The sequence below is a fragment of the Sulfitobacter pontiacus genome, from assembly GCF_040790665.1.
GTDB lineage: Bacteria > Pseudomonadota > Alphaproteobacteria > Rhodobacterales > Rhodobacteraceae > Sulfitobacter > Sulfitobacter pontiacus.
Genome location: NZ_CP160849.1, coordinates 602,950 through 615,006, shown reverse-complemented (window position 1 = coordinate 615,006; position 12,057 = coordinate 602,950). Strand labels below are relative to the sequence as shown.

Below are 12,057 nucleotides of genomic sequence, written 5' to 3'. Positions count from 1 at the left end.
CATCTTGGGATCGGGTTTGGGTTCTTTCACAGCAGCCACCATAGAATAAGACCGATCAGCACGATCACCGCCAAAAGCACGATCATACCGCCGGCACCGCCCTTGGGCGGGGATTTCGGGGTCATATCCGCGGCACCGGTGTAGGGCTGTGCAGAGTCAGCCTCAAGCGGGGTGACGGACATATCGGGCTGCGCCTCGCCATAGGTGCCGATCATCGTCAGTTCGGGGCCAAGGTCCAGCGTCGCTTCCTGCCCGTCAAAGGCCGAGGAGAACAGCAGCAATACATAGCCGTCCAGCGCATCCAGTCGCGCGCGGTCGCGGCTGATCTGTTCACGCGGCACCGCATAGCCATCCCCCAGGTAGGAGGCGAGACCTACGCCGGTCAGATCCGACACGGGGAACAGCTCGGCCGCGCCTTCGGGCATAGGGCGGCCCAGCAGATCAGCAATCAACGCCTCTTTGCTGTCGTTGCGCAGATCGCGGGCCAATTCGTCAATCGGGCGGTTCACGGCAAACAGGCGGATCTGGCCGATCTCGCCCTTGGGGATTTCGAGTTGTGTCATCGTGTTGCACCTTTGTACGGGGTTACCATCAATGCACTTAATCTGTCGCTGTCTTCGACATATTCAAATCCTAGATGCGCGGCGCGTGCCGGATTGCCCGGCTGTTCATGCCGGATAAAGAAAACCGACGGCGGGCTGGTCGGGCGCAGATCGGGTTTCGTCTCGGCGCTGCGGGGGAAAGCTTTGGCACGGGTGCCGTCGCGGGTCAGTTTGAAAAACAGGGCGCGGTGGTTGGTCAGCGCATAGCGGGTGCGGCGCAGGTCGGTCAGACGTTTCATCCCGCGCAGCAACGACAGCGCCACCAGCGCGACGATCACAGCCACCACGACCGATTGCGACACGGGCAGGGTGTTGCCCCGCAGCACAAACGCCCCCGCGATCACGGTGCCAATGGCCCCGACAAAGGGGCCGAACAGCTGAAAATTGCGCAGCGACAGCTTGGGGCGGGGGCGCCCCGTCCAGAGCAGTTCTTCCTCGGGTTCAAGCAGGTCTTGCCAAAAACGATCGCTCATGATGCAGCCTCTATCGCTTGGGCAAGGCGGGCCTTGGTCTCTGCCCGGTTCGGCACCAGCGGCAAGGTGATCCGCTGGCCGTCGGGCAGGCCAAGGCTGATCGACCACAAGGACAGTTTCCCGATCGACCGGATGTCGGTCAACGGCAGGACCAGCGGCTCTGCCGTATCGGGGGAGTTGATATAGAGCGCACGGTTGGTCAGCCGCCAGACGGTATTGCGGTTGCTGTACCAGATCTGGAATTCCTCAAACACCCACATGTAGAACACCGCAATCAGGACCGAGGCAAGCAGCCACGTGAACGGGTCCAGCCAGATGAGCAAGGGCAGTGTGAACAACATGGTCAGCACCGCCAGCGCCACGCACCGCCAAAAGAACGCCCGCGGCGAGATACGCCAGTGCAGCAGGTCCTGTTCTTCGGGCGGGGCTGCGGTCATGCGGTGGCCTTGCGGCTGTCGACAAGGTTGCGCGCCAGCAGGTCCATCGCGGCCATGCGCACGGCGACGCCCATCTCTACCTGATCCTGAATGACGCTGCGGTTGATGTCATCGGCAAGCGTTCCGTCGATCTCTACCCCGCGGTTCATCGGGCCGGGGTGCATCACGATGGCATCGGGCTTGGCATGGGCCAGTTTTTCGGCGTCCAGCCCATATCTGTGATAATACTCGCGTTCGCTGGGGATAAAGCCGCCATCCATGCGTTCTTTTTGCAAGCGGAGCATCATCACAACGTCAACGTCCTTCAGCCCTTCTTCCATGTCATCGAAGACTTCGACGCCGAATTCACCGATTTGCGCGGGCATCAGCGTGGGCGGCGCGATAAGGCGGATGCGGTTCTCCATCTTGCCAAGCAGCATGATGTTGGACCGTGCCACGCGACTATGGGCAATGTCGCCGCAGATGGCGATGGACAGGCGATGCAAGCGGCCCTTGGCACGGCGGATCGTCAGCGCGTCCAGCAGTGCTTGCGTAGGGTGTTCATGCCGCCCGTCACCCGCATTGAGCACCGCGCAGTTCACCTTCTGTGCCAGAAGATCGACGGCACCGGATTGCGGATGGCGGACCACCAGCAGATCGGGGTGCATGGCGTTCAGCGTCATCGCCGTATCAATCAGGGTTTCGCCCTTTTTGATCGAGGACGCCTGCATCGCCATATTCATCACATCCGCACCCAACCGCTTGCCCGCGATCTCGAAGCTCGCCTGCGTCCGGGTGGAGTTTTCGAAGAACATATTGATCTGTGTCAGCCCGCTCAGCGCGTCGCTGTGTTTATGGGGCTGGCGGTTCAGATCGGCATAGCTGTCGGCCAGATCAAGCAGGGTTGTGATGTCGTCCTGGGACAGGTGTTCAATGCCCAGAAGATGGCGGTGTGCGAAACTCATGACGGGGGACCCCACGTTATTTTTGGCGTTATAGGCGGCGGCGCAGGGCGGGGCAAGTCGTCGGGCGGGGGCATCCGGCCGTGGGGGCCGCGTTGGATTTAAGACCATTTGGAAGTTGGCATTTTTATTGCCGACACCAGCGCGTAAGTTGGGCGCATGGAATCAGTGGATTATCATCAGGCGCTTGCGCTTTTGCATTGGCAGATCGAACTTGGCGCGACCGAGGCGATTTGCGATGCGCCGGTGAACCGTTACGAGGTGCCCGCCGCGGTCGAGAAGCCGAAGGCGCAAAAGGGCAAGAGCGGACCAGTGCCTTTGGCTGCCCAAGGGCCGGATGTGGTGGCAGAGGCGACACTGGCCGCGGCTGGGGCTGCGACGCTGGATGAATTGCGTGCCGCCATGGCCGCCTTCGAGCATTGCGAGCTGAAACGCGGCGCGCGCAAAATGGTTTTCTCGGACGGGACGCCGGGGGCACAGGTGATGATCGTGGGCGAGGCACCAGGGCGGGACGAAGACCGCGAGGGCCGGCCCTTTGTCGGGCGTGCCGGCGTGTTGCTGGACAAGATGCTCGCGGCCATCGACATGGGGCGCCATCACCAGACGTCGCCTGTCTATATCACCAATGTCTTGCCCTGGCGGCCGCCGCAGAACCGCGATCCGAAGCCGGATGAAATCGCGATGATGAAGCCATTTCTGGCGCGGCATATCGCTTTGGCCAAGCCCGAGGTGTTGGTCATCGTTGGCAATTGGTCCGCGCAGGCGTTGCTGGGCAAACGTGGCATCACCCGCTTGCGCGGTCAGTGGACGCAAGCCGAGGGGTTACCCGCATTGCCCATGTTCCACCCCGCCTATCTGCTGCGCAGCCCCGAGTTCAAACGCGAGGCCTGGGCCGATTTACTCTCACTGAAAGCGAAATTGACGCATGGTTGATCCCCTCACATTGCTGGCCTTTGTGCCCGCCGCCCTGGCGCTGAACCTGACACCGGGCGCGGATATGATGTTTTGTCTGGGGCAGGGCATGCGCTTTGGTCCGCGCGCCTCGGTTGCGGCAAGTGCGGGGGTCGCCCTTGGCGGTATGGTGCATGTGACCTTGGCGGGGCTCGGCCTTGGTGCGGTGGTGGCAGCCCTGCCGTGGGCCTTTGACGTGATCCGCTGGATCGGGGTTGCCTATCTTTTGTGGCTGGCCGTGCAGACCTGGCGTAGCAGCGGCGCGGCCGCAAATCCCGTGCCTGCGCCGAAATCCGCGTTTCGCAGCGGTTTGATCGTGAACCTGACGAACCCCAAGGTGATCCTTTTCGTGCTGGCCTTTGTCCCGCAGTTCGTCGTGCCAGAAGCGGGGCCGGTTTTGCTGCAGTTTCTGATGCTGGGGTCGGTGCTGTCGCTTGGCGGGTTGATTATCAACGCCTTGGTTGGTGTGTTTGCCAGTGGCCTGGGCCGCCGGATGGTGGGGGGCGGGCAGGCGCTGCGCTGGATCAGCAGCGGTATTTTCGTGGCCCTCGCCGCACGTCTTGCAGTATTGGAGCGGACATGAGCCGGATTGACGAGACGATTGATTTTATCCCCGTGCGGATCGCGGTGCTGACAGTATCCGATACCCGGGGTTTGGCCGAAGACAGGTCAGGCGATGTCTTGGTCGCGCGCATCGCCGAAGCGGGGCATTTCCTCGCGGCACGCAGCATCATCCGCGATGAGCGCGGCGAGATTGCCGACCAGTTGCGCGACTGGTGTGCCGACCCTGAGATTGACGTGGTGATCAGCACGGGGGGCACAGGGCTGACGGGGCGCGATGTGACGGTCGAGGCACATCGCGATGTCTACGAGAAAGAGATCGATGCATTCGGCACCGTGTTCACGATCGTATCCATGCAGAAGATCGGCACCTCGGCGGTGCAAAGCCGGGCCACCGCCGGCGTCGCCCAGGGGACGTATCTCTTTGCGCTGCCCGGGTCTCCGGGGGCGTGCAAGGATGCGTGGGACGAGATTTTGATCAAGCAGCTCGATTACCGGCACAAGCCCTGCAACTTCGTTGAGATCATGCCGCGTCTGGATGAACACCAGCGCCGGAAATAACAGCTGGGGCGATGAATTTAACCCAATTTTCCCGCGCTGCTTTGCGATGCGCCTGATAAGCCGTGCGTGGCTGTCACAACTGTGATTTTGTTCTGCAGGCCTGCGGGGTAAGCTGGCACGGACGAAATAGGATCGGGGCAAGATGCGTTTTCTACGGCAAAGCATGATCGGGTTGTTTCTGGCAGCGGCGACTTTGGGGTTTCTGGTGCTTGCGGCGGACCTCATTGGCGGGGCGGTTCAGCAGCGTCTGACCGACACGCCGCCCGAGCGCGTCCCGCGAGAACGGGTATTCTCGGTCAATGTGGTGCGTGCGCAGTCTGGGACCGAAGTGCCGATCCTGCAAAGTTTTGGCGCGGTGCAAAGCCGCCGCACGCTAGAGCTGCGTGCGGCCGTTGGCGGGCGCGTGGTCGAGCTGGCACCGGACTTCGAAGAGGGCGGGCAGGTCACGGCGGGTCAGGTTCTGGTGCGCCTTGACCGTTCGGACGCTTTGGCCGAGGTCGCGCGGGCGCAAAGTGCCGTACGCGATGCAGAGGCAGAGGGGCGCGATGCGGACCGCGCGCTGGCTTTGGGACTGGACGAGCTTGCCGCCGCCGAAGAGCAGGCCGCGCTGCGCACTCGCGCGTTTGACCGCCAGCGTGATCTGGGCGAACGCGGTGTCGGCACCGCGACGGCGACGGAAACGGCAGAGCTTGCTGCCTCAAGCGCGCGACAGGCCGTTCTTGCACGTCGACAGGTGGTGACCCAGACAGAAGCGCGCGTGGATAACGCGGTGCGCTTGTTGTCCAACGCTCAAATCGCGTTGGAGGATGCGCAGCGTGCGTTAAAGGAAACCACGATCACCGCGCCGTTCGATGGGGCGCTAAGCGAAACCTCGGTCGTCGAAGGGCGCTTGGTCTCTGCGAACGAGAGGCTGGCAGAGCTGATCGCGCCGGATGATCTGGAGATTTCCTTTCGCATCTCGACCGCGCAATACGCGCGTCTGCTGGATGCACAGGGCCGGTTGATCAAGGCAGAGGTTACGGCGCGCCTTGATGTCGCGGGCGTGGACCTTGAGGCCCGCGGCCAGATCACCCGTGCAGGGGCCGCAGCGGGCGAGGGGGCCAGCGGCCGGTTGATCTTTGCCACGCTGATGCAGGCACCGGGGTTCAAGCCGGGCGATTTCGCGACGGTACATGTGCGCGAACCTGCCCTGGACGATGTGATCCGCCTGCCAAGCTCTGCCCTTGATGCCACCGGGGCGGTCTTGGTGCTGGATGCGGAGAACCGATTGGAAAGCATTCAGGTCTCTGTTCTGCGCCGCGTGGGCGACGACGTGTTGGTCCGTGGTCCGGTCGAGGGTCGCGACGTGGTCGAGGCGCGGTCGCCCCTGCTGGGGGCCGGTATCGCGGTCAAGCCGTTGCGTCCGGGGGCGGATGAGACCGCGCAGGGAGATGTCCCCAGCATGATCGCCCTGACAGAGGAGCGTCGGGCAAAGCTTGTGGCCTTTATCGAGGGGAATAGCCGAATGCCCCAAGAGGCGAAGGCGCGCGTGCTGGCGCAGCTGGCCGAGCCGCAGGTGCCGGCGCGCATGATCGAACGCCTTGAAAGCCGGATGGGAGGCTAGGGAGATGGCGCGCAGCATGTCCGGTCGTGCAGGGGGGATCCTGTCGTATTTCACCCGTCACCGGACGGCAGCCAACCTGCTGCTTGTGGTGCTGCTGGTCTGCGGGGCGGCCGCTGCGCCGAATATGCGGGCGCAGTTCTTTCCCGATGTGATCATCGACAGCGTGTCGGTCACAACCGTTTGGGAGGGGGCGGGGGCCGACGATGTGGACAGCGCTATCGTGCAGGTGCTTGAACCGGTCTTGCTGGCGGTCGAAGGGGTCGAAAGCTCCACCGCTGCCTCGCGCGAGGGCAGCGGGACCGTCTCGCTTGAGTTCGAGCCCAATTGGGACATTGCCCGCGCCGCGACGGATGTGCAAACGGCGGTGGATTCGGTTACCACACTGCCAGAAGATGCCGAAGATCCGGTGGTCCGGCGTGGTATCTGGCGCGACCGTGTGACCGATGTCGTGATCACCGGCGCGATCAGCGCGGAACAGCTGGGGCGTTTCGCGGATGAATTCGTCACGCGGCTGTTCGCGGCGGGTGTAACGCGCAGCACCATTCAGGGGGTCGCGGCACCGCAAACCCTGATCGAGGTGCCGTCGACCAGACTGATCCGTCACGACATCACCATGGCCGAAATCGCCGCCGTGATCGCGGCCGAGGTGGACGCCAACCCCGCCGGTGATGTGACAGGTGCCAATGCGCGCGTGCGCACCGGCACCGCGAAGCGTAGCGCGGACGCCCTGTCGCGTGTGGTGTTGCGCAGCAATGCGGACGGGTCGTCATTGCTGGTCGGGGACGTGGCGCGGGTGATCGAGCAGGGCTCCGACCGAGAGGTAGGATATTTCGTGGGGGATGACCCCGCGATCTCTGTGCGTATTGACCGCTCTGACGGGGGGGATGCCATCGGTATCCAGCACAGCGTCGAAAGCGTCGCGGCGGATATGGCTGTGATGCTGCCGAGGGGCGTGACGATAGAGCTGATCCGCACGCGGGCCGAGGCGATCACCGGGCGGTTGGACCTGCTGATTGATAACGGGCTGATGGGGCTCGCACTGGTGGTGGGGTTGCTGTTCCTCTTTCTTAATGCGCGCACGGCCTTTTGGGTGGCCGCGGGCATACCTGCGTCGATGGCCGCGGCGATTGCGCTGATGTATGCGGGGGGGATCACGATCAATATGATCTCTTTGTTCGGGTTGATCATCACGCTTGGCATCGTGGTTGATGATGCGATCGTTGTGGGCGAACACGCGGATTATCGCCACAAAGAGCTGGGCGAGCCCCCCATGCAAGCGGCAGAGAACGCGGCGCGGCGGATGGCGATGCCGGTCTTTGCCGCAACGATGACAACGATCATTGCTTTTTTCGGTCTGCTTGCCGTGGGCGGGCGCTTTGGCAGTCTGATCGGGGATATCCCCCTTACAGTGATTGCCGTGCTGGCCGCGTCACTGGTTGAATGTTTTCTGATCCTACCGAACCATATGGCCCATGCGATGGCAGCAGGGGCCAAGCAACGGTGGTATGACCTGCCCAGCCGAGTGGTCAATCGCGGGTTTCTTTGGGTGCGCGAACGGCTGTTCCGCCCCTTCATGGCGGGGGTGATCCGCGCGCGCTATGTGGTGCTTGCCGGTGTGGTCGCTGTGCTTGCCTCGCAGGTGGCGCTGTTCATCCGGGGTGACGTGCAATGGCGGTTCTTCAATGCGCCTGAACGCGGGTCGGTGACGGGTAATTTTGCCATGGCCGAAGGGGCCACCCGCGCCGATACGCTGGCGATGATGCGCGAAATGCAACGCGCGACAGAAGCGCTGGGCGCGCAATACGCCGAGGAATACGGCACCAACCCCATCGACTATGTGATCGCGCAGGTCGGGGGCAATGCGGGGCGTGGTCTGGACGGGGCCGACAGCAAGGACGCCGATCTGCTGGGCGGCATCTCGATCGAGCTGATCGACGCCGATCTGCGCCCCTATTCCAGCTTCGCCTTTGTCGCTGAACTGCAAGACGCGGTGGTAAATCATCCCCTTGCCGAAACCGTCAGCTTTCGCGGCTGGCGGTCGGGTCCCGGGGGGGACGCGCTGGATGTGCAGTTCTACGGCGCTGACACGCAGGTGTTGAAAGCCGCATCGCAGGATCTGCAGGATGCCCTGCGGCAATATCCCGAAGTCAGCGCGGTGCAGGATAACCTGGCCTACGACAAGGAAGAGCTGATCCTTGATCTGACGCCGCAAGGACAGGCGCTTGGGTTCACGATTGATACCTTGGGGCGGGTGCTGCGCCACCGTCTGGGCGGGATCGAGGCGGCGACCTATCCCGACGGTCCACGATCGGCGACAATCCGGGTTGAACTGCCCGAGGGTGAGCTGACGGCGGATTTCCTTGAACGGACGCAGATGCGCACGCCGGACGGGCAATATGTGCCGCTGGCCGATATCGTCAGCGTGGACCGACGCACCGGCTTCAGCACGGTGCGGCGCGAGAATGGCATCCGGCTCATCTCAGTCACGGGCGACATATCAGAGGATGACCCCGCCCGCGCGAGCGAGATCACGACGGCCCTGCGCGAGGATATCCTGCCGCGCATCGCCTCTGAACGGCAGGTGGATTTCCGCATCGGCGGATTGAGCGAGCAGGAAGATACGTTTCTGTCGGATGCGCTGACCGGCCTGATCCTTGTGCTGACGGGCATCTACCTTGTTCTCGCCTGGGTTTTTGGCAGTTGGACGCGGCCCATGGTGGTGATGGCGGTGATCCCCTTTGGTCTGGTCGGCACAATCTACGGGCACGCTCTGTGGGAGGTGCCGCTGAGCATGTTCACGGTCGTGGGCCTGTTGGGGATGACAGGGATCATCATCAACGATTCCATTGTTCTGGTGGGTACGATTGACGAATACGGTGCCACCCGTGGAGTGATCCCGTCGATCATTGATGGCGCGGCGGACCGGTTACGGCCGGTGATGCTGACCACGCTGACCACGGTCCTTGGCATGGCCCCGCTGCTTTATGAGCAAAGCCAGCAGGCGCAGTTCCTGAAGCCCACGGTGATCACGCTGGTCTATGGTTTGGGTTTTGGCATGTTTCTGGTGTTGCTGGTCGTGCCTGCGCTGGTCGCGGCGCAGCATGATATCGGTCGCCAGATCCGGGCGATGCGTCGGGCCATGCGGGCACGGGCAGGGGGTCTGCGCCTCGGCATTCTGGCGCTTTGGGTGCTGGTGGTGCTGTGGGGCGGGGCCACGCTGGGGTGGGTTGCGGTGACAGGCGGCTTGCATCCCGCACTGGTCGAGCTGCTGCCTAAGCTGGGGGCGATGGCCCCGCGCAGCGCGGCGCTGCTGCTGTTCCTGGCCGGGGCGGCTTTGATCGCGCTGGTGGGCTATATCGTCGGCGCGGTGGCGTTGCTGCTGTCGCGCCGCAAACGGGCCCTGTGATCAGCCCGCGTTGCATCCCACAATATCGACGGCCTGCTTGCTGCCCAATACCGTCATGCGGATGTGCGACCGGTTCAGTGCCACGGGGCCGCCGCTGACGTGGCCCACGTCCACCCGCGCATGTAGGACGTTGCCCTTGCGGGTGGTATCTGCCTCGCTGACCCAAAGATCTGGGTTGCCGGTTTCGATCACCACCAGCTCTTGCCCGCCCGCGGGGGGAAGGGTGATCGCGGCGTCCAGTGTCAGGTCCGCGCCTGCCATACCGATGGTGCAGGTCACGTCTTTCACACGGGCCTCTTTCGCCGAAAACGGCCGCTGCGCCAATGAGGCGGCAATCGCTGGATCGGCGCGGGTTGTGGTGGTGTCGATCACGCCGCTCAGTTCAAGCGAGGCGGGCACGCAGATGTCACTGCACACGCCCAGATCAATGGTGGTCTGGACCGTGACGGGGGCCCCTTTGTCGGGCACGCTGATCCGCAGCGGCAGCACGACCTGATCCTTATACCCGATGGTGGTCAGATTGGGTTCGCGGAACACCGTGGGCGCAGGCCACTCCACTGCCACCGCCGACAGGTTGCGCGAGCCGGACCAGTCGAAGCTGGGCGGGATACCCATGTCACCGGGCGCGCGCCAGTAGGTTTTCCAGCCCGGCTCCACCGTCATGCGGATCGCGGCCATGCGGTTGCCATCGGGCAGCACCCAGCCTTGCAGTATTTCCCCGTGGATCACTTCCATTGCAGAAGCGGGCAGCGGGGCGATAAGGGCAGCGGCCATCAGGCCAAGAATTTTTCTGATCATGGCGCTTTCATGGGCCATCTGCCCCCCGTTTGCCAAGTCACGTTTGCATTATGATGTGTTGCAGTCGCGGGGGTTGAAAGCCGCAGGGGCGCAGGTCATGCTATTGGAATGACGCATAAGGACGACAGCATAAAAATGGATCTGACCGGCCAGCTTTTAGTGGCGATGCCCGGCATGGGGGATCCTCGGTTCGATCATTCGGTGATCTTTATCTGCTCGCATGACGACGAAGGCGCGATGGGGTTGATCGTCAATAAACCCGCCGCTGATCTGAAGCTTGGCGATGTGCTTGACCGGCTCAGCGATGTGGACATGGACGATGTTTCCGGACTGGGGGTGCATGTGGGCGGCCCCGTCGAGACAGAGCGCGGATTTGTCCTGCACAGCGCCGAATACCGGTCCGTGATGCAGACGACGGATATCGCGGACGGGGTGGCGATGACAGCGACGCTGGACATCCTCGAAGACATCGCCCGCGGCAAGGGGCCGCGTCGGGCGATGTTGATGCTGGGTTATGCCGGTTGGGCGGCCGGCCAGCTAGAGGCTGAGATCGCCCAGAACGGCTGGCTGACCTGCCAAGGCGATAGCGCCATCCTGTTCGACCTGCCCGATGCGCGCAAATGGGAAGCGGCGCTGAGCTCTATCGGGGTGGACCCTTTGGGGCTCAGCGCGACAGCAGGGCGCGCCTGAACTGCCACGATTTGCGGGGCAAAAGCCCTAACGCGGTGCCGCCGCACGGCGCAAACGGTCATTGATGGCACGGCCCAGACCGGTTTCAGGGATCGAGGCCACCGCAATCGGCTTTCGCAGCCGGTCAAGCGCGTGCAGTCGGTCAAACAGATGCGCCGCCGCTTCCACCAGATCGCCACTGGCCGATAGGGTCAGGTCATCCGGCCCGCTCCCGCTTGCTGCGCCAAAGCCAAGATAAACCTCTCCATCCGTCGCCGTTTGGGCGTTCAGACGCACGCTGGCACGGGGCGCGTAGTGAGAGGCGAGCTGACCCGGGGCGATAATCTCTGCCCCGTCGGCCACATCCAGCGGTGCGCCAAGAGCTGCCTCTATCGCCTCCGACGGCAGCCCGCCTGCGCGCAGCAACGTGGGGCGGGGCTGGTTCAGGCCGATGATGGTGCTTTCCAGGCCCACCGTGGAGGGGCCGTCATCAACCACAGCGGCGATCCGCCCCCCAAGCCCCGTCAGAACATGTTGCGCCGTTGTGGCGCTGATCTTGCCCGAGGGGTTGGCCGAGGGGGCCGCCACCGGACCGCCAAGCGCACGCAGAATGGCGCGGGCCGTGGGGTGCGCGGGCACGCGGATGCCGACGCTGTCCAGCCCCGCCGTCACCAGCGACGATAGCCCGTGCCCGTCGGCCAGAGGCAGCACGAGTGTCATCGGACCGGGCCAGAAGGCGCTTGCCAAAATCTCGGCGGTGTCGGACCAGCGCCCGTAGCGTCGCGCCTGATCCACATCGGCGACATGGATGATCAGCGGGTTGAAGCTGGGCCGCCCCTTGGCCTCGTAGATGCCCGCCACCGCCGTCCCGTTACGCGCATCCGCCCCCAGACCATAGACCGTTTCAGTCGGCAGCGCGACCAATGCGCCTTGCTGCAGCAGGGTGGCGGCGCGGGAAATACCGGAAGGGTCGGCTGGAAGAATCTCGGTCATTGGCTTCTCTCACGGGGGATGACGCCGCGTTTTGGGTTGCGGTGCGCAGGCTTGAGCGACAT

Annotated in this window: 12 protein-coding genes; 6 read left to right on the top strand and 6 right to left on the bottom strand. The window is 63.6% G+C overall.

Features of this window, described 5'->3' with window-relative positions; all coding sequences use genetic code 11:
• Positions 1-26 precede the first annotated feature (26 nt).
• The 4 genes from AB1495_RS03005 to AB1495_RS02990 are packed head-to-tail and all read right to left on the bottom strand — an operon-like array spanning position 27 to position 2,456.
• Complete coding sequence (locus AB1495_RS03005; RefSeq protein WP_037944808.1) at positions 27-563, bottom strand: hypothetical protein; 537 nt, start codon at positions 561-563, stop codon at positions 27-29.
• Complete coding sequence (locus tag AB1495_RS03000; protein ID WP_074634741.1) at positions 560-1,075, bottom strand: hypothetical protein; 516 nt, start codon at positions 1,073-1,075, stop codon at positions 560-562. Before AB1495_RS03000 ends, AB1495_RS03005 begins: the two co-directional genes overlap by 4 nt.
• Positions 1,072-1,512, bottom strand: a complete 441-nt coding sequence (locus AB1495_RS02995) for a hypothetical protein (protein WP_074634740.1) — start codon at positions 1,510-1,512, stop codon at positions 1,072-1,074. The genes AB1495_RS03000 and AB1495_RS02995 overlap by 4 nt, the downstream gene beginning before the upstream one ends.
• Positions 1,509-2,456: an aspartate carbamoyltransferase catalytic subunit gene (locus tag AB1495_RS02990; protein ID WP_009825243.1), complete on the bottom strand. Its 948-nt coding sequence runs from the start codon at positions 2,454-2,456 to the stop codon at positions 1,509-1,511. Before AB1495_RS02990 ends, AB1495_RS02995 begins: the two co-directional genes overlap by 4 nt.
• A gap of 156 nt (positions 2,457-2,612) precedes the next feature.
• On the opposite strand from AB1495_RS02990, the gene AB1495_RS02985 reads away from it, so the two are divergent.
• The 5 genes from AB1495_RS02985 (at position 2,613) to AB1495_RS02965 (ending at position 9,535) form a co-directional block, all read left to right on the top strand.
• Entirely contained in the window at positions 2,613-3,386 is a 774-nt protein-coding gene (locus AB1495_RS02985; protein ID WP_074634739.1) for a uracil-DNA glycosylase family protein, read from the top strand.
• On the top strand, positions 3,379-3,987 hold the full coding sequence (locus AB1495_RS02980; RefSeq protein ID WP_074634738.1) for a LysE family translocator: 609 nt from the start codon (positions 3,379-3,381) through the stop codon (positions 3,985-3,987). The genes AB1495_RS02985 and AB1495_RS02980 overlap by 8 nt, the downstream gene beginning before the upstream one ends.
• A complete protein-coding gene (gene moaB / locus AB1495_RS02975; protein WP_005849653.1) occupies positions 3,984-4,526 on the top strand; it encodes a molybdenum cofactor biosynthesis protein B in 543 nt (180 codons plus the stop codon). The genes AB1495_RS02980 and moaB overlap by 4 nt, the downstream gene beginning before the upstream one ends.
• Positions 4,527-4,668: 142 nt before the next feature.
• Complete coding sequence (locus AB1495_RS02970; protein WP_074634737.1) at positions 4,669-6,129, top strand: efflux RND transporter periplasmic adaptor subunit; 1,461 nt, start codon at positions 4,669-4,671, stop codon at positions 6,127-6,129.
• Between the two features lie 4 nt (positions 6,130-6,133).
• A complete protein-coding gene (locus AB1495_RS02965; RefSeq protein WP_074634736.1) occupies positions 6,134-9,535 on the top strand; it encodes an efflux RND transporter permease subunit in 3,402 nt (1,133 codons plus the stop codon).
• On the opposite strand, the gene AB1495_RS02960 is transcribed toward AB1495_RS02965, so the two are convergent.
• Positions 9,536-10,333 carry a protein-disulfide reductase DsbD domain-containing protein gene (locus AB1495_RS02960; RefSeq protein WP_244268819.1) on the bottom strand — a complete coding sequence of 266 codons (798 nt, stop codon included), beginning with the start codon at positions 10,331-10,333 and terminating at the stop codon, positions 9,536-9,538.
• A gap of 108 nt (positions 10,334-10,441) precedes the next feature.
• Here AB1495_RS02960 and AB1495_RS02955 point away from each other — a divergent pair, with 108 nt between their 5' ends.
• A complete protein-coding gene (locus AB1495_RS02955; RefSeq protein WP_244268817.1) occupies positions 10,442-11,023 on the top strand; it encodes a YqgE/AlgH family protein in 582 nt (193 codons plus the stop codon).
• A 27-nt stretch (positions 11,024-11,050) separates the two neighbouring features.
• Here AB1495_RS02955 and AB1495_RS02950 read toward each other — a convergent pair whose 3' ends face one another.
• Complete coding sequence (locus AB1495_RS02950; protein ID WP_074634733.1) at positions 11,051-11,995, bottom strand: L-threonylcarbamoyladenylate synthase; 945 nt, start codon at positions 11,993-11,995, stop codon at positions 11,051-11,053.
• Between the last annotated feature and the right edge of the window lie 62 nt (positions 11,996-12,057).